This window comes from Candidatus Methylomirabilota bacterium, from assembly GCA_036005065.1.
In the GTDB taxonomy this organism is placed as follows: Bacteria; Methylomirabilota; Methylomirabilia; order Rokubacteriales; family DASRDR01; genus DASYQW01.
Genome location: DASYQW010000062.1, coordinates 39957 through 57393, shown reverse-complemented (window position 1 = coordinate 57393; position 17437 = coordinate 39957). Strand labels below are relative to the sequence as shown.

The 17437-nt window shown below is 68.5% G+C and carries 18 protein-coding genes; 10 read left to right on the top strand and 8 right to left on the bottom strand.

Annotated elements, in window-relative coordinates; all coding sequences use genetic code 11:
* Positions 1 to 11 precede the first annotated feature (11 nt).
* From VGW35_04640 to VGW35_04630, 3 genes are read left to right on the top strand one after another with little or no spacing between them, the layout of a single operon-like run.
* Entirely contained in the window at positions 12 to 1031 is a 1020-nt protein-coding gene (locus VGW35_04640) for a Nif3-like dinuclear metal center hexameric protein (GenBank protein ID HEV8306931.1), read from the top strand.
* Between the two features lie 21 nt (positions 1032 to 1052).
* Complete coding sequence (locus VGW35_04635) at positions 1053 to 1499, top strand: ester cyclase (protein ID HEV8306930.1); 447 nt, start codon at positions 1053 to 1055, stop codon at positions 1497 to 1499.
* Positions 1500 to 1512: 13 nt separating this feature from the next.
* Positions 1513 to 2457, top strand: a complete 945-nt coding sequence (locus tag VGW35_04630) for a hypothetical protein (GenBank protein ID HEV8306929.1) — start codon at positions 1513 to 1515, stop codon at positions 2455 to 2457.
* Positions 2458 to 2499: 42 nt separating this feature from the next.
* On the opposite strand, the gene VGW35_04625 is transcribed toward VGW35_04630, so the two are convergent.
* The 5 genes from VGW35_04625 to VGW35_04605 form a co-directional block, all read right to left on the bottom strand.
* Positions 2500 to 3726, bottom strand: coding sequence for a hypothetical protein (locus tag VGW35_04625; GenBank protein ID HEV8306928.1), 1227 nt, complete (start codon positions 3724 to 3726; stop codon positions 2500 to 2502).
* A 162-nt stretch (positions 3727 to 3888) separates the two neighbouring features.
* The gene (locus VGW35_04620; protein HEV8306927.1) at positions 3889 to 4599 is read right to left on the bottom strand and encodes an ABC transporter ATP-binding protein; all 711 of its coding nucleotides are present in this window, start codon (positions 4597 to 4599) and stop codon (positions 3889 to 3891) included.
* Between the two features lie 25 nt (positions 4600 to 4624).
* The gene (locus VGW35_04615) at positions 4625 to 5362 is read right to left on the bottom strand and encodes an ABC transporter ATP-binding protein (protein ID HEV8306926.1); all 738 of its coding nucleotides are present in this window, start codon (positions 5360 to 5362) and stop codon (positions 4625 to 4627) included.
* 21 nt (positions 5363 to 5383) lie between these two features.
* On the bottom strand, positions 5384 to 6379 hold the full coding sequence (locus VGW35_04610; protein ID HEV8306925.1) for a branched-chain amino acid ABC transporter permease: 996 nt from the start codon (positions 6377 to 6379) through the stop codon (positions 5384 to 5386).
* Between the two features lie 13 nt (positions 6380 to 6392).
* The gene (locus tag VGW35_04605) at positions 6393 to 7268 is read right to left on the bottom strand and encodes a branched-chain amino acid ABC transporter permease (protein ID HEV8306924.1); all 876 of its coding nucleotides are present in this window, start codon (positions 7266 to 7268) and stop codon (positions 6393 to 6395) included.
* Between the two features lie 219 nt (positions 7269 to 7487).
* Here VGW35_04605 and VGW35_04600 point away from each other — a divergent pair, with 219 nt between their 5' ends.
* The 5 genes from VGW35_04600 to VGW35_04580 all read left to right on the top strand — a co-directional run bounded on the left by VGW35_04600 (position 7488) and on the right by VGW35_04580 (position 12019).
* The gene (locus tag VGW35_04600; GenBank protein ID HEV8306923.1) at positions 7488 to 8180 is read left to right on the top strand and encodes a GntR family transcriptional regulator; all 693 of its coding nucleotides are present in this window, start codon (positions 7488 to 7490) and stop codon (positions 8178 to 8180) included.
* Positions 8181 to 9041 carry an amidohydrolase family protein gene (locus VGW35_04595; protein ID HEV8306922.1) on the top strand — a complete coding sequence of 287 codons (861 nt, stop codon included), beginning with the start codon at positions 8181 to 8183 and terminating at the stop codon, positions 9039 to 9041. It begins immediately after the preceding gene.
* A 191-nt stretch (positions 9042 to 9232) separates the two neighbouring features.
* Complete coding sequence (locus VGW35_04590; GenBank protein HEV8306921.1) at positions 9233 to 10135, top strand: TRAP transporter substrate-binding protein; 903 nt, start codon at positions 9233 to 9235, stop codon at positions 10133 to 10135.
* A gap of 57 nt (positions 10136 to 10192) precedes the next feature.
* A complete protein-coding gene (locus VGW35_04585) occupies positions 10193 to 10708 on the top strand; it encodes a TRAP transporter small permease (GenBank protein ID HEV8306920.1) in 516 nt (171 codons plus the stop codon).
* Positions 10709 to 10735: 27 nt separating this feature from the next.
* Complete coding sequence (locus VGW35_04580; protein HEV8306919.1) at positions 10736 to 12019, top strand: TRAP transporter large permease; 1284 nt, start codon at positions 10736 to 10738, stop codon at positions 12017 to 12019.
* A 22-nt stretch (positions 12020 to 12041) separates the two neighbouring features.
* Here the strand turns inward: VGW35_04580 and VGW35_04575 are convergent, their stop codons facing one another.
* The 3 genes from VGW35_04575 to VGW35_04565 form a co-directional block, all read right to left on the bottom strand.
* Complete coding sequence (locus VGW35_04575; protein HEV8306918.1) at positions 12042 to 13211, bottom strand: ABC transporter substrate-binding protein; 1170 nt, start codon at positions 13209 to 13211, stop codon at positions 12042 to 12044.
* A gap of 134 nt (positions 13212 to 13345) precedes the next feature.
* Positions 13346 to 14779 (bottom strand): hypothetical protein, encoded by a 1434-nt coding sequence (locus VGW35_04570; protein ID HEV8306917.1) that lies wholly within the window; start codon positions 14777 to 14779, stop codon positions 13346 to 13348.
* A 71-nt stretch (positions 14780 to 14850) separates the two neighbouring features.
* The gene (locus VGW35_04565; GenBank protein ID HEV8306916.1) at positions 14851 to 15015 is read right to left on the bottom strand and encodes a hypothetical protein; all 165 of its coding nucleotides are present in this window, start codon (positions 15013 to 15015) and stop codon (positions 14851 to 14853) included.
* 397 nt (positions 15016 to 15412) lie between these two features.
* On the opposite strand from VGW35_04565, the gene VGW35_04560 reads away from it, so the two are divergent.
* Positions 15413 to 16201 (top strand): creatininase family protein, encoded by a 789-nt coding sequence (locus VGW35_04560; protein HEV8306915.1) that lies wholly within the window; start codon positions 15413 to 15415, stop codon positions 16199 to 16201.
* Positions 16202 to 16368: 167 nt separating this feature from the next.
* Positions 16369 to 17424 (top strand): YncE family protein, encoded by a 1056-nt coding sequence (locus tag VGW35_04555; protein ID HEV8306914.1) that lies wholly within the window; start codon positions 16369 to 16371, stop codon positions 17422 to 17424.
* Positions 17425 to 17437 lie beyond the last annotated feature (13 nt).

Here is a 17437-nt window from a genome sequence, read left to right as displayed (position 1 = left end):
GGAACCAAGCGATGACGCACACGGTACGCGACGTGCTGCACGCGCTGCACCGGATCTCTCGTGGTCGGGTCGTCGTCGAGGCCGCTGATCTCCTGTTCAGCAACAATGCCTGCGTCGTGACGAAGACCTCGCACATCCCGGGCAAGGCGGTGACCGAGCTGCCCGGCCTGGTGGTGGGCCGACTCGATGACGCCGTCGGCAAGGTCGGCCTGGTCATGTCCCTGACGGAGAACTTCATCGAGCTCGCCGGCGCGCTCGAGATCGACGTCCTGATCGTCCATCATCCGGTCGCCGATGCGGCCAGCTCCGGCGGCGTGCTCCTGCGCGACTATCTCGATCTCTATGGCATCTCCCTCTTCGAGTTCCACGAGGCCTTCCACGGGACTCACCCTGGCGTGTCCTACCTCCACGGCTTCGTCGCCAAGACGATCTACACCAGCTACCTGGGCAACCCGGGCGTCAACGTCTACGTCGGGGAGGTGCTGCCCGGCATCCACACGCTTGGCGACATGTGCGGCCGGGTCGAGCGGCTGATGAACGTGCGGGAAGAGGACGAGATGCTGCTCGCGGAGCGTCGCGTCCGCAACGACCACCAGCTCGAAGAGACGCTCGTGAGAACCAAGGTCGAGATCCTTTTAGGATCGAAGGACTCGCCGGTGTCCCGGGTGGTCCAGTTCGCGCCCCACTCGGGCTTCAATCCCGCGCTCCTCGAGCAGATTCTGCGAAGCCACCCGGACATCGACACCCTGATCGCGGCCAAGGGCCGGCTCCGGCGCGACCACCCGCTGGTCCGGAAGGCCAAAACGCTGGGACTGAACGTCCTCAACGGAAACTCGCACGGCTACGAGATCTACGAGAACTGGATGCCCCTCGCCGCGGCGCTCGAGTCGCTGCTGCCGGGGATTCCCCTCTATCTGCTCCGAGAACGGGTGACCGCGACGCTGACCACCGGGGTTGGGACTCCCGAGCTCCGGGAGTATGCCCGTCTGATGGCCGACACCCACCTGCTCACGAGCAAAGCCCCGAAATGAAACTCCGCACAAGGAGGAGCGATGGCCCGACGCGCCGCGACCCGCGCGAATCCGGCCGCGCATCGTCTGAAGACGATCCGCGATCACATCCGGCAGGAGAGCACGCAGGACATCGATGGCCTGCTGGCCGGCATGACCAAGGATTGCTCCACGATCGTCATGTGCGCGCCCCGGCCTTACATCGGTCCCAAGGCCGTGGAGCGGCGCTATCGCGAGCAGTGGACGGGCTTCCCCGATTTCAAGGTCCGGATCCGGCGCATCATCGCCATGGGGCCGAAGTACGCGGTGACCGAGAACGAGTGGACCGGCACGCACCTCGGCCCCTTCATGGGGAGAGAGCCGACCGGCAAGCGGGTCCGGGTGCGGACGGCCGTCATCTGGGAATTCAGGGGCGACAAACTCCGCGGAGAGTACATCTACTTCGACCTGGCGACCGTGCTGCGCCAGATGGGAGCGCTCCCCAGGTAGACGGAGGGCCGCGGTGAGCGCGCGTGGCCTGACGCTCGCCCTCGAGGAGACGGACCTCACCCGGGCGCTCGTCTCCGGGCGCGTTACCCGGCCGGACTGCGCGATCCGGGTCGTCGTCGTCCCGACCGAAGAGCGCCACGAGCGGATGCTCCGCCACGAGTTCGACGTGGCCGAATACTCCATCTCTCAGTACCTGGGCCTCCGCGACGCGGGGGACTGCCGGTTCACGGCGATTCCGGTCTTTCCGCGCCGGATGTTCGTCCAGCAGCTACTCTTCTGCCGGACCGATGATCGTATCACCGAGCCCCGGGACCTGTCGGGCAAGCGGGTGCTGATCAGTCGTTACCAGAACAGCGTGGCCCTGTGGTTACGCGGGTACCTTCAACATGAGTTCAGCCTCCCACCGGAGGCCATCGAGTGGATCCGGCTGCGGGACGAAGCCCTGCCCTTCGTGCCACCTCCCGCGGTCCGGCTGCGGTCGGCCCCGGCCGGCAAGGGTCCCGACCAGCTGATCCTGGAGAAGGAGGTGGACGTCCTGGCGCTTCCCATCGTCCCGGACGCGTTCCTCGAGGGCGCCGCCCACATCCGCCGGCTCTTTCCCGATCCCAAACGCGTGGCGATCGACTATTTCCGGCGGACGGGAGACTTTCCGATCCTCCACACCGTCGTCATCCGGGACGCCCTGCTCGAAGAGTTCCCGCGACTGGCCGCCCTCGTCCGTGACCTCTTCGAGGAGTCCAAGCAGTGGTACTTCCGGTACGCGGCCCAGCCGGCCCGGCTGGGTCAGGCGTTCGGCAGCCTGGAGCGAGAAGAGGAGCGGGCGGTGCTCGGCCGCGATCCCTGGCCGTACACCGTCGCCGACAGCCGGCCCTCCCTCGATCGGCTGACGCGCTATGCCTGGGAGCAGGGCCTGACGCGCCGACGCCTCACCGTCGAGGAGCTCTTCGCGCGCGTGTGAGCCGCGGCTCCCGCGCCGGACCCGAGCAGCGCCGGGCGCCGTTCAGGGGCCCTCGAACTGGAGGATGTGGAGGCCGGCGTTGGTGTCGGTCAGGTACATGACGCCGTTCGGGTCGACGTAGCAGTCGCAGGACTGGATCACGCGGGGCCGGTTGGGGCGCGGGTCCATCATGCGCTCGGGATCGGGCGGCACGTAGTACCCCACCTCGCGCGGCTGGAACGGATTGTCGAGGTCGAAGACCCGCACGCCGGCGTTGTAGAAGGTCTCGAAGACGAAGCGGGAGCTCTGGAACGCCCCCGGCCGATTCTCGTGCAGATTGTGGGGGCCGAAGTTCCCTCCCTTGGCGCAGTAGTCGGCCTCCGAGGGCATGGGGAAGGTCGCGATGCTCACCGGATTGCCCGGCTCCCGCACGTCGAAGACCCAGGTGTACCGCAGACCCTGGCTGCAGTCGGCGAAGTTGGCCTCGTCGGCGACCACCAGCAGGTTCCGATCGGGCAGCGGCAGCGGTGAATGCGTCGCCCCGCCGAAGGGCGGGTCCCAGTTCCGGTGGGCGAGGAGCGTCGGCCGGGTCGGGTCGCCGACGTCGAGGACGGTGAGGCCGCCGTCGCGCCAGGCGCCGTAGGCGAGCGGACCGGCCACCAGGGCGTGGTGAAGCGCGTACCGGCGGCCCGGGCGCCAGGTCGGTGTCTCGCCCCCGGCCCGCCACATGCCGGGGAGCCACCACCGGCCGACGACCGAGGGGCGGGTCGGCTCCGACACGTCGACGATGGCGAGGACGTGGTCGGTGAACTCGGCGAAGTGCGCGGAGAGGTAGGCGTAGCGGCCACCGACCCACCAGATCCGGTGCGGGCCCATCCCGTCGATCGGCATGAAGGCGATCTCGCGGGGCTTCTCGGGCCGCGAGATGTCGAACACGCGCAGCCCGGCCGTGAAGTCGGCGCCCCGCTCCCGGAGCGTGTCGGCGGGCGACCCGGCGAAGTACTCCTTCTCGCTCAGGACCTGCATGGTCCACACGCTCGGCAGGTTGGTGGCCAGCAGCAGGTCGTCGTGGGTCTGCAGGTGAATGGCCCGGGTGTTCGGCGGGCAGGGGATGAACTCGACCGCCCTCGGGCGCCTGGGATCGCGCACGTCCAGCACGGTGATGCCGTTGCTGAACGTGTGGCCGATGTAGGCATAGCCGCGGTGGACCATGATCTGGACGCCGTCGCCCCGACCGCCCTGGTCCGAGTGGCTGATGAACTTGATGTTCCGCGACGTGACCGCGTTCATGACGAATGTCCCCTCAGCGCCTGCGAAGGAATGCGCCGGTTGTGGCTCTCGAGCTTACCCTTACCACTCCGCCGCCGGATCTTCCGCTCCGAGCGGCGGCTTCGCCGCCGCGACGATCCTTGGGGTCCCGGAGGGAGTGTTCCGACACCCCCTCCGACCTTCTCAGCGCCCCAGGTAGAGGCGCTTCACCCGCTCGTCGTTCCGGATGGCCTCCCCCGACCCCTCGTAGCGGTTTCGTCCCAGCTCCAGGACGTAGGCGTAGTCCGAGATCTCCAGCGCCTTGGCCGCGTTCTGCTCCACCATGAGGATGGTCTGGCCCTCTCGCCGCAGGCCTTCGATGATCCGGAAGATTTCCCTGAACACCAGCGGCGCCAGGCCCAGGGTCGGCTCGTCGAGGAGGATCAGCTTGGGCTGGAGCAGGAGTGCCCGGCCCATCTCCAGCATCTGCTGCTGGCCGCCGGACAGGTCTCCCGCCCGCGCCTTCCGCCTCTCGCGCAGGACGGGGAAGGTCCCGTACACCCGCTCGACCGCGTCCAGGAGCTCGGGCGAGCGCCGGCGGATGTAGGCGCCCAGGAGGAGATTCTGTTCCACCGTCATCAGGGGAAAGACGTTGCGTCCCTGGGGCACGAAGGCCATCCCCTGGCGGAGGAGCGCCTCGGGGGGGCGATTCGTCACCTCGGCCCCCGCGAACAGCACGCGCCCCCGCCGCGCCGGCAGCAGCCCGAAGACGGTCCTGAAGACCGTGGACTTGCCGGCCCCGTTGGGCCCGATGATGGAGACGACCTGTCCCGCCTCCACCGCGAGACTGACGCCGTGGAGGATCTCCATCTTGCCGTAGCCGGCGTGGAGGTCGCGCACCTCCAGCAGCGCCATCTAGCCGCCTGGTCGGGCCACGGCCCTAGCGCCCGAAGTAGGCATCCATGACGGCCGGGTTGTCATGGATCTCCGCCGGTGTGCCCTCCGCGATCTTCTCGCCCTGGCAGAGGACCACGATGCGGCGGCAGAGCGCCATCACCACTTCCATGTTGTGCTCGATGACGACGAAGGTATATCCCCGGCGGTTCAGATCCCGGATGTGGCTGACCAGGGCCTGGATCATGGTAGGATTCACCCCGGCCATGGGCTCGTCGAGCAGGATCAGCGGCGGGTCGGGCATCAACGCCATCCCGAAGTCCAGGAGCTTCTGCTGCCCGTAGGAGAGGTTCGCCGCCATCTGGTCCTTGACCCCGGAGAGCCCCAGGTAGTCCACCAGGCCGAGCGCCCGGTCCCGCTCCTCCCTCTCGTCCCGCCTGATCAGGCGGCTCCACAGCGTCCCCTTCTGTTCCTGCGCCGCCATGAGCAGATTCTCCAGCACGGTCATCTCCGGGAAGAGCTGGATGAGCTGAAAGGTGCGGGAGATCCCCCGATGGCACACGGCGTCGGCCCTGAGCCGGGTGATGTCCTCGCCCTTGAAGCGCACCTGGCCCGCCGAGGGGCGCAGGACCCCGGTCACGCAGTTGAAGAGGGTGGTCTTGCCGGAACCGTTCGGCCCGATCACCCCCAGGAGATCACCCGGCTCGACGCTGAGGCTCACCAGGCTGAGCGCCGACAGATGGAAGAAGCTCTTGCTGAGCTGGTCGATCTCCAGAAGCGACACCGTGTTGGCTCCGGTCCGCGATTACTTCGGCTCGACGATCGTGGCCGGCTCCGGCGGGGCCGGCGGGTGGGCCGGACCGAGCCCCCGGCGCGTCACCCTCGCGATCAGCCAGTCCCAGACGCCGACCAGCCCTCTCGGCATGAAGAGCATCATGAGGATGACCGACAGCGAGAAGATGATGAGGTAGAGCCCCTCGGAGGCCCGGAGCGCCTCGGGCAGGAGGGTCACCACGGCCGCCCCGATGAACGGCCCCTCGAAGCGCCCCAGCCCACCCATGACCACCATCATCAGGAACTGGATGGACCGGTCCAGGCTAAAGGCTCCGGGGTCGATGTAGCCGAGCAACGGGGCGAACAACGCACCGCCGACCCCGGCGTAGGCCGAGCCGATGGCGAAGGCCATGACCTTGTAGTTCCGCAGACTCACGCCGACCACCTGGGCCCGCATCTCGTTCTCCCGGATGGCCCGGAAGGCCCGCCCCCACCGGGAGTGAAGGATCCAGTGGGCCGAGGCGACCACCAGCAGGGTCCAGCCCAGGATGTAGTAGTAGTACGCGCGGTCCGACTGGAACCCGACGGGGCCCCATCGGGGTCGCGCGATTCCCGAGATCCCGAAGGAGCCGCTGCTGAGCGACTCCCAGTTCCGGAGCACCAGGAACACGATGATGTTGAAGCCCAGGGTCACCATGGCCAGGTAGTGGTGCTTGACCTTGAGGGCCGGGAACCCGAGCAGGCATCCCCAGAAGAACGCGATGAGGGCGCCGGCGAGGAGGCCGGCCTCGAACGGCACGCCCAGGGGGCCGAGGATCGCCACCGCGTAGGCCCCGAAGGACATGAACGCCGCGTGGGCCAGGGAGATCTGTCCCGCGTAGCCCAGGGTCAGGTTCAGGCCGATCGCCATGATCAGGTAGACCAGCGTCAGGCTGGCCAGGTAGAGCTTGTACTGCTCGAGCGCCAGCGGGACCAGCAGGAGGACCGCCGCTCCCGCCAGGACCCCCAGCGTCCGCCAGGCCCGCATGCGCGATGCCGGCCTACGCCCACTCTTCCCGGACGCCCCAGAGCCCCTCGGGCTTGAACAGGAGGACGCCGATCAGGATGACGAGGGCGAAGGCGTCGCGGAACTGGTTCGAGATGTAGGCCGCCGAATAGGTCTCGACCAGCCCCACCAGCAGCCCGCCCAGCAGCGCGCCCCGGATCTGGTTGAAGCCGCCGATGATCGCCGCGTAGAACGCCTTCAGGCCGAGCCCGATGCCGAGGTCGTACTTCACGAGATAGACGGGGGCGATCAGGATCGCCGCCACCGCGGTCAGCGCCGCGTTCAGCATGAAGGTCAAGGCCACCAGCCGGGAGACATTGATCCCCAGCACCGACGCGAGGCCCCGGTTCTGGGCCACGGCCTGCATGGCCCACCCCAGCTTCGTCCGCCGGATGAAGAGCTGCAGGGCCCCGATGACGAGGGCGGCGGTGAGGACGTTCATCAGCTCCTCGGGGGAGACGATCACGCCGCCCAGGCGGATCGGCACCCGGGAGAAGATCGCCGGGAACGGCAAGGCCAGCGGGGTCCAGAACTGCTGGAGCGAGTAGCGGATCAGCATGCTCAGGCCGATGGTGGCGATCACCAGAGGCAAGACCCCGGCCCGGAGCAGCCGGTCCACCAGCACCTTCTTGACCAGCAGGCCGAGAAGCAGGGTCGACACGAGCAGCGTGGCCACGAACGCGGCGGCGAAGGGCAGGCGGAACACGGTCAGGAACAGGACCATCACGAATGCCGGGAGCACGACGAACTCGCCCTGGGCGAAGTTGATGGTGTTGGAGGTCTGCCACAGGAGCACGAAGCCGATCGCCGCCAGGGCATAAATGGCGCCGATGGAGACACCGGCCACGAAGAGCTGGAGGACGTCCGTCATGCTGAAACGCTCCCTGTCACCGGGCGCCGCGGACGAACCGGGCCTGGCGCGGCGACCGGTCCCAGAGGAAAATAACGCACTTCAGGAGGAAAGAGGAGCCCTTTCGTGGCTCGAGGCGCGATGCGCGAGTGACCACCCTCGCCGGCGGACCTCGAGCCGGTGGGCGCCCGGCCGGCAGGGGCCCTTGACCCAAGATTTGATAAAAGATAAAGTGCCGCCGTGATCGCCCTCCAAATCCCTCGGGTCAAGCGATTGAGCCTGGCCGGCCAGGTGTACGGCCGGCTGAGGCGGCTCATCACCCACCATGAGCTGGAGCCGGGCCAGAAGCTGGGTTTGGTCGAGGTGGCCGAGAAGCTCGAAGTGAGCCTGACCCCCCTTCGCGAGGCCCTGTTCAAGCTCGAGCGGGAAGGTTTCGTCGTGCATCAGCCCAATCGGGGTTATTTCGTGGCCGAGATCACGGCCGACGAAGCCCGAGAGCTCTTCGAGGCGCGCGAGGCGATCGAAACCTACGCCGTGACCGTCGGGATCCCGCGCGCGAGCGAGGCAGACCTCAGGGCGCTGAGCCAGGCGACCGAAAACTACGGCCGTGCGGTCGACAAGCCCGAGCGGGATCGGTTCCTGGAAGACAAGAGGCTCCATCTCAGTCTCGTGGCTCTGGCCGGCAACCAATTGCTCCTCCGCATGCTCGAGCAGATCTTCGACCGGATCATCATGAAGCTCCGCATCAGTGAGCTGCCGCGGGAACGGGGTCCCGCCGCCCACAAGGAACACCAGGCGATCCTGGCGGCGGTGACGAGGCGGGATCCCGAGAAGACGACCCGGCTGCTCCGCGCTCATCTGGCCACGTCGAAAGGGTACATCCTGGCGTTCCTCACGCGCCCGGGCGGCGGGCGGCCGCGGGAGCAAGCCTGAATGCCCTCCGCAAGCGGTTGGCCGGTGATCGACAGCCACGGCCACATCGGCGTGAGCTCCACGTGCACGTTCATCGCCGAGGAGGAGCTCATCCCCTGGATGGATCGAGGCGGCATCGACATCCAGTTCGTCTTTCAGGTGAACCAGGGTGCCTGCCACCGCTCGCCGGACTGGAACCCCTACATCGGGAATGATTACGTCGCCAGGATCCAGCGGATGTTCCCCGGTCGTGTGGTCGGTCTCGGAACCATCAACCCGTGGCTCCAGCCGCCGCGGGCCTACAGCTATCCCTGGGATCGACGGGGCCAGGCGTTCGATCGGGTCACGCGCAACATCGCCCTCGAGGAGTGCGAACGGATCATCCAGACCCTCGGCCTGCGGGGCATCAAGATGCATCCGCGCGAGCACGGATACCCCGTCAACCACTGGACCGTGCGGCAGATCATGGAGAAGCTCACGAGCCTCCAAAGCCAGACGGGAACGCCGCTGGCGATCGTCGTCCATGGCGCGGCGGATTCGACGTACAACACGCCGGAGGCGATCGCTGACTTGGCGAAGGACTTTCCGGAGCTGCTCTTCCTGATGGCGCACGCCGGGTATATCTGGGGAGGGAAGACCGTCGCCCACGTGGTGGGGCCGTACCCGAACGTGTTACTGGACCTTACGGCGTGTCCTGAGTGGGCGACCGTCAAGGAAGCCCACGAGTGTTACGGGGCAGCCCGGTTCGTCGCCGGGAGCGATTGCCCGTTCGCGTCACCGGCGGTGAAGCACGCGATCGTGGAGAGCATCTTTGCCGACCCCGACGAACGAGCCCTCGTCCTCGGCGGCAACCTCGCCCGGCGGCTCGGCCTGAAGACCTGAAAGGTCCGGGACTTGGCGATCGACCGTGTAGCGCCCGAGTAGCAGTCTCAACCAGCATCTCTGACGTGGAGGGTGGCATGGGGAACGTGCGGCATCGACCGAAAAAGTGGCCAGCGGGACTCCTTGGCCTCAGCATCCTGGTCTTCTGGGCAGTGTCGCCTCCCGGCGTGAGCTCAGCCGCGGAGAAGATCGTGATCAAGCTGGGGCACGTCGTGCCGGTCGAAAACCCGTATCACCTCGGCGCCGCGGAGTTTGCCCAGAAGGTGGCCGAGAAGAGCAAGGGACGCATCGAGGTCAAGATCTTCCCCAACAGTCAGCTCGGAAACGAGCGCGACCTCGCCGAAGGCCTGCAGCTCGGCACCCTGCAGATGGCGGTGACGGCCAATGCGCCGCTCAGCCGGTACGCGCCTCGCGTGTTGCTCTTCGACCTGCCGTTCATCTTCCGCGACGACGACCACTGGGACAAAGTCGTCGGGGGGCCGCTCGGCAAGGGGCTCCGTGACGAGCTGACCGGCAAGGGCCTGCGGCCGTTGGCGTACTGGGACGGGGGATGGCGCGGCCCCTACGCCCGGCGGCCGATCAAGAGCCTGGACGACATCAAGGGGATGAAGTTCCGGACGATGGAAAGTCCCATGCACATCTCGATCTACACGGCGCTCGGCGCCCGGGGCGTGCCGATGAGCTCGGCCGAGCAGTACTCCGCGCTCCAGCAGGGCGTCGTGGACGGGGGTGACAGCCCGCCCGTCTTCTACAAGCAGTTGAAGCACTACGAGGTCGCGAAGCACCTGACGCTGCTCCCGCTCTTCAAGCTGACGGTGGAGCTCCTGGTGAGCGAGAAGTTCTACAGCGCGCTCAGCCCTGACCTGCAGCGGGCGCTCCAGGAAGCGGCCGATGAGGCCACCCCGTCTCAGCGGCGGGCTCAGCGCGAGCTCGATCAGCGGATCATCGACGACCTGAAGAAGGAAGGCGTCCAGGTCTATACGGTGAGCGCGGCCGAGCGAGAGAAGTTCACGCGCGCCATGGCGGCGGTCTGGAAGGAATACGAGGACAAGGTCGGAAAGGACAAGATCCAGGCGGTGCTCGAGACGAAGTAAGGATCGCCATTCCGCGCCGCGCGCCACGCGACGCGGGCGTCCGGTGGAGGGAGGATTGTGGAGGCCCTGCTTCGCGTCAAGCGCCGGGTGGACGTGGCCGTGGACGGACTCGTGCGGCTTCTGCTGGCGTTGTTTGCCTCGGTGATCTTCGTCGGCGTCATCACGCGGTACTTCTTCAACCTCCCGCTCGCCTGGTCCGAGGAGGTGTCTCGCTTCAGCTTCGTCTGGCTGTCGCTGCTGGGGGCGGAAACGTGTCTGAGGGAGCGCGGCCATCTCGGGGTGGACCTCTTCATGCAGTATGTGCCGGCGTCCCTCGGCCGGGCGGTTGGAGTCGGCGTCCTGGTCGCGATGGGCGTGCTCCTCGGCGTGCTGTTCATCGGCGGGATCGAGCTCACCCGAGTGACCCACGCGCAGGCATCGCCGGCCCTCGGCATGCCCATGAGCTACGTCTACGCCGCGGTGCCCCTCGGTGCGGGGCTGATGCTCCTGGAGATCGGCATTCAGGCCCTGGGCGGCCAGAGCCTTGCCGGGGAACCGACGGGTCCCGGTGAGCGCCGGGCTCCACACGCCTAGGCCCGCGTCACACCCGAGACAGGCGCGATGATCGGGCTGATTCTCTTTGGTGGGATGTTCACCCTCGTCGTGCTCAACATGCCGATCGGCTTTGCCCTCGGGGTGGCGTCCGTCGCCGGGATGCTCTACATCGGCGACCTGCCGATGACCCTGGCTGCCCAGCGGATGGTCGTGGCGCTCGACAGCTTCCCGCTGCTCGCGGCGCCATTGTTCATGCTCACGGGTGAGCTGATGACCGTCGGAGGATCCGCCCGGCGGATCGTCGAGTTCTCGTCGGCACTCGTAGGCCACATCCGGGGCAGCCTGGCCCACGTCACGGTCTTGTCGTCCATGCTATTCTCCGGCATCTCGGGCTCGGCCACCGCGGACACGGCGGCCGTCGGCTCGCTCATGATCCCGGCCATGATCCGGAAGGGGTACGACCCGGATTTCGCCACCGCGATCCAGGCGTCGGCCGGCACGATGGGGCCCATCATTCCCCCGAGCGTCCTGATGGTGATCTTCGGCTATCTGAGCGGCGTGTCCGTGGGGGCGCTGTTCCTGGGCGGCGTGATCCCCGGAATCCTGATCGGGTTGTCGCTCATGCTCGTGACGTACCTGTACGCGCGGACCGGGGGCGCGGCCTATCGGGGTGACCAAGCCGCAAGCCTCCGCCATGTGGTCCGGACCGGGATCCGGGCGCTCCCCGCGCTGGGGCTGGTGCTGATCATCATGGCCGGGATCCTCGGCGGCGTGTTCACGCCGACCGAGGCCGCCGCGGTCGCCGTGTTCTATGGGCTCTTCGTCGAGTTGGTCCTTTACCGTGAGCTCAGAGTTCGCGACCTGCCCGCGATCCTGCGCCGAGCGGCCACCGTCGCCGCCATGGTGATGTTCATCGTGGCGATCTCGGGGTTGTTCGGCTGGGTCATGACGAGTGAGGAGATCCCCCAGGCCTTCACCCGGATGCTCCTGTCCATCTCCTCCAGTACGGCGGTCACTCTGCTACTGATCAATGTCCTGGTGTTGATCGCCGGCACCTCGCTCGAGAGCACCGCGACCCTGCTGATCATCACGCCGATCCTGATGCCCGTCGTGCAGGACCTGGGACTGGATCCCGTCCACTTCGGGGTTGTGCTCGTCGTGGGACTCTGCATCGGCATGGTCACGCCGCCCGTCGCGGTGACCCTGTTCGTGGCGTGCGGGCTGTCGGGCCGGTCGGTCACGACGGTGCTTCGTCCCTTGGCGCCACAGTTGTTGATCATGATCGTCGTGCTTCTGCTGATCACCTACGTGCCCACGCTCGTCACGTTCCTCCCGCGCCTCTTCAACTGACCGAATGCGCAGGCCGGCGGCCCTAGCGGCAGGGCCGCTTGGTGTAGGGCCCGCCCAGCATGGGCACGACCTTGATGACCTTCGACTGCCGGTTCTGCACCTCGACGATGAAGCTGGCCCGGTCGGCGTCTCCCTTCTCGTCCACGTACACGTCCATGAGCAGCCCGGGCTCCTCGGCCGCCGTGAACAGGTTGTTGTGAAGGCAATCCCGGACCTTGGCCTGATCGAATGCGCCCACCCGCTCGATCGCCGCTTTGAGCATGTGGGTACCGATGTAGGCCTTGAATGCGTTGTGATCGGGGACCCGTCCGTACTTCTCCTGGAGCCGCCGGCCCACCTCCACCATGCTCGGGACCGGGGAGAGCGCCGTCATCGGGACGTGGCACTTGGCGCCGTTCATCGCCTCGCCGCCCGCGTCCACGGTGGTCTGGGCGCAGAGGTTGTCACCGACCGCCTCGACGTTGAGGGCCAGCTTGCGGAGCTGGATCATGATCCGCGCGTTCTCCTCCTCGTGGTTGTAGACCATGAGGTGCGTGGCCCCCGAGGCCCGCACCCGCGTCAGCTCCGGGGTGAAGTCCGCCTGCTGCACCTCGGTGGAGATGTCGGCCAGCACCGACTTGCCGCGGTCCTTGAGGAACTTCAGGAGCATCTCCCGGCCGCCCCGGCCGAAGGCGTTGTTCACGTAGATCAGCGCGATCTTGTCCGCCTTGAGATCCTCCACCAGCCAGCGAACCAGCTTGGCGAACCCGACCTGCTGGCTGAAGGACGTCAGGAAGATGTTCGGATTCCCCTTCTGCACGACGAGCACCGACTCCGACCCGCTGATCTGCGGGATGCCGGCCTGGCGGGCGATCTCCATGTTGGCCACGGTGCTGGAGCTGTACACCGTGCCCATGACGGCGAGGGGGTGCTCGTTGATGGCGCGGCGCATCACCGCCACCGAGGTGGGGGGATCCGACTGGGTATCCATGACGAGGCTCTCCAGGCGTCGCCCCAGGATGCCCCCCTTCTTGTTGATGTCCTCCACCGCCAGGATGACCCCGTCGCGCCACATGGTTCCCGAGGGCGCCCCGCCGCCCGTGATCTCGGCCACGATGGCGAGCTTCACCACGTCCTGGGCCGACGCCGGCGGCATCAGGGCCACGAGGATCAGGGTCAGTCCGAGCGCTCCCAGCATCCGTTGCCATCGCATGGCGTTCCTCCTCGGGGCCCGCAAGGCCCCCTCCCACCTCGGTCGTCCCGGGTAAGCCCAGACGGAAAATACCCCGGTTCAAGACGAAAGGGGAGGCCCTTCGTCTCGCCCCACGTCGCCGGCGCCGACGCGGCTCACGCCGGCGCCGGCGCGCCCCGGGGCCCGGCGTGCCGCGGCGTCACGGCGATCGACAGGACCGGAAGGCCCAGGGGCCGCGGGTCCGGGGGCCGCCCCTGCGCGGCGTCCAGCGGAGAACAGACGAGGACCGTCCCGTCGCGCGCCGCCGCCGACCAGCCCGACGGGAGCCGTATGACGAGCCTGCCGTGCTCGTCGGCGTCCAGCAGTGCGCGCGGGAGCACGCGGCCGCCGACGACCACCGCGACCACGGCGTCCAGCGGGCAGCCGCGCAATCGACCCGTCTCGATGTGCAGCTCGTGCTCGCCCTCGGGCGGGGCCAGCCGCAGCAGCACGACCGGCTCCGTCCAGCGGAACGGCCGGTCCCCCAGTTGCTCGAGCCCGTGCACACCCACGATCGTCTCCGGACCGAGGGACTCGACCGGCCATCGGCCGACGGCACGGCGGACCGGAGGGGACCCGTCCTGGCGGCGGACCCAGTCCAGCTGCGCGAGCCGGACAACCCGGGCGTGCGCGCGGAGGAAGCGTGACCACCGCCACGCCGCGGGCAGCGGGAGTCGCCCGACCGCGAGCTCGTCGAAGGCGACGGCGAGGCGGTGCAGCATCATCTGCGGGGTCACGCCCACGACGGCCGGGCTCGCCAGCGATCGTAGGCGGGCGGCCAGCGTCCCGAGCCGGCCAGGCGACGCGACGGCCGCCGCCACGACGGCCCGGACCATGACTCGCGCGGACGCGGGCCGGCAGCGGAGCTGGTTGGCCCAGAGCGGCGCGTGGCCGAAGTACCGCTCGAAGAACACCGGGTCCGTGCGCGAGCGGGCTTCGAACTCACCGCGGGCGTGATTGGCGGAGTCGGCGTGGTGGCTTCGCATCCGCTCGCTGTCTTCGTGCACGATCGCGGCGTCCAGGATGTCTCCGATGGCGACCCCCCGCGCGTGGAGCCGGGCGGACAGGAAGGGAGGAGCGAACTGTCCGTACCGGGGCTCGAAGCCACCAACCGCCTCGAATACCTCAGCGCGGATCGCGAACCCGGCGCGGTGCACGCGGCGCCAGGCGCCCGGCGCCCGCCATTGAGCGTCGATTTCGCCGAACCAACGTTCGCTGAGGCGGGAGAGCAGGGAGTCGCCATCGTGCCGCACCACGAAGTTCGCGGCTCCTTCGACGGGGCCGGTGGTGACCCACCGGGCGACCGCCTCGAGACAGCCGGGGTCAGCCCGGCAGTGCCCTTCGGTGAAGACGAGCCAGGGCGTGCCGGCCCGGGCCGCGCCGGCATTCCAGAGTGCCGCGTCGCACGCGCCCGGCACACGCATCAGCGCGTCCTGAGGGCCGAGCAGCGCCTCGACCTCGCGTTCCTGCGAGGGATCGGCGCCCTCGGAGGCGACCACGACGCGATAGCGCCTGCGTGCCAGCGTCTGTCCTTCTGTCCACGTCCGCACCCGATCCGCGGCGCGCCCCCGGACATCGGTGATCGGGTAGACGACCGTCAGCAGAGCGGAGCGGTGCGGTTTCAGCGTCGTGTCCCCGGCCGGCGTCGGCCGGCCCTCACCCGGGCCCGGATCACGCGCGGGCAGCCGTCGCTCTCCACGAACCCGAGGGTGACCCGCGCGCGCCGGCACGCCAGGACGGCGAGCGCCGCCGCGCTCACCATCCACTCGCGATGGCGGCGGAGCACGTCGGGCGGCCAGTGGCACGACCTTCGGGGCTGAACACCACAGGGTCAGGCGCGTAGTCGGAATAAAGCATCATTTCGAAAGCGCGTCAAGACACAGCCGGGCGGGCAGAGCGCGGCAATGTGGCTGCGGGCCTATGGGAAGGGAGATGCCGAGGCCATGGACCGGCTACATCGCCACCCGGATCAGGTCACACCCGCCTTCCCGATGGCCGGAATCCTGGCACCGAAAGGTCGCCGCTGCAGCTCACGGACGCGCGACAATGAGGTGGGGGTGGCCATGACCTCTCACGACGCAGTGATCGTCACGACTCGGGTCGCAGACGGAGTCGCGGGCCGAATGGTCGCCACCGAACCGCCGTCCCGGGCCCGCCCGCGTATTCTCCGTACAGCCCTGATCGTGGCCACGTGCCTGCTCGCCGCCTTGGCGCGGCCCGGCTTCACCCAGCCGCCCGAGACGGTCTTCCTCGAGGAGTTGACGTGGACGGAGCTTCGGGACCTCGTGCGGACCGGCAAGACGACCATCATCCTGCCGATCGGGGGCACCGAACAGAGCGGACCGCACGTGGCGCTGGGGAAACACAACGTGCGGGTCAAGGCGCTGGCGGGGCGGATCGCGCAACGGCTCGGCACCGCGCTGGTCGGCCCGGTGATGGCGTACGTGCCGGAAGGGGCCCTCGATCCGCCCAGCGGCCACATGCGCTTTCCGGGGACGATCAGCGTGCCCGACGACGTGTTCCGGCGTGTGCTCGAGTCGGCGGTGCGAAGCCTGCGGCTCCATGGCTTTCGAGAGGTGGTACTCCTCGGCGATCACGGGTCCACCCAGGCCGGCCAGCGGGCGGTGGCGACGCGGCTGAACCGTGAGTGGGCGGGGACGCCGGTTCGGGTGCACGCCGTCGAGGAATACTATCGGGCGTCGACGGCCGGAGTTCATGCGCTGCTCAAGGCCCGCGGGCACCGGGACGAGGAACTCGGCCGCCATGCCGGGCTCGCGGATACGGCGTTGATGCTGGCCGTCGACCCTCGCCTGGTGCGGATGGGCCGGTGGCCGGGTGGAGCCGGCCGGCCCGACGTGGATGGGGTCGACGGCGATCCGAGCCGGGCGAGCGCCGAGCTCGGCCAGCCCGCAATCGAGCTGATCGTGACCCGCACGCTCGACGCGATCCGGCAGTCGATCGCGCACCGATGATTTCAGTGACGCCATCGTGTGAGGGAGCAATGCAGAGAACGAATCCGGCTCGCAGTCGCGTGCTCGAGGTCGCCGGGGTCGCGGTCGCGCTCGGGCTTGCCATCATCCTGGTGGCCGCGTCCCGGGCGGTCCCGCAGCCCGCCGCTCCCGTCGCGGTGGTGCCCGGGATGCCCCCGGTGCCCGACCCGGCTAACCTCTACAGCGAGACGCGGGCCGGGAAGCTGAGCCCGGCGGTCGTGACCGCCCTCGCGCGCGTCTACGTGCCCAACCTGCAGTCGAATGAAGTGTACGTGATCGATCCGGCGATCCGCCGGGTGGTCGATCGGTTCCGGGTGGGCGTGAACCCGCAGCACGTCGTGCCCTCGTACGATCTCAAGACCCTCTGGGTCACCAACAACGCGGAGGGGCGGACCGACGGGAGCCTCACGCCGGTCGACCCGACGACCGGCCGGCCGGGCAAGGCCATCCCGGTCGACGACCCGTACAACATGTACTTCACGCCGGATGGCCGGTCGGCGATCGTGGTCGCCGAGGCACTCAAGCGCCTCGACTTCCGCGACCCGCAGACGATGGCGCTCCAGGCGTCACTAGCGGTGCCGCAGTGCGGGGGCATCAACCACGCGGACTTCTCGATCGACGGACGCTTCGCGATCTTCACCTGCGAGTTCCAGGGCAGCCTGGCGAAGGTCGACCTCGTGAACCGCGCGGTCGTCGGCTATCTGAAGCTCTCGAAAGGCGGCATGCCCCAGGACATCCGGATCTCACCCGACGGCCGGACCTTCTTCGTCGCCGACATGCGGGCCGGCGGAGTGTTCCTCGTCGGCGGCCAGGCCTTCACCGAGCTCGGCTTCATCAAGACCGGGGTCGGCACGCACGGCCTCTACCCGAGCCGGGACGGGACCAAGCTCTACGTCACCAACCGCGGCTCGACGCACGTGCACGGGCCCCGGCGCGGCCCGGGCACCGTCTCCGTGCTCGATTTCGCCACCCGCGCCCTCGTGGCCACGTGGCCCATCCCGGGAGGCGGCAGCCCGGACATGGGGAACGTCAGCGCGGACGGCAAGACCCTGTGGCTCTCGGGCCGGTACGACGACGTCGTCTACGCGATCGATACCGAGTCGGGTGAGGTCACGAGTATCCCGGTGGGCAAGGAGCCGCACGGTCTCACGGTATGGCCCCAGCCCGGCCGCTACTCGCTCGGCCATACCGGCAACATGCGTTAGCCCTTCACGCTAT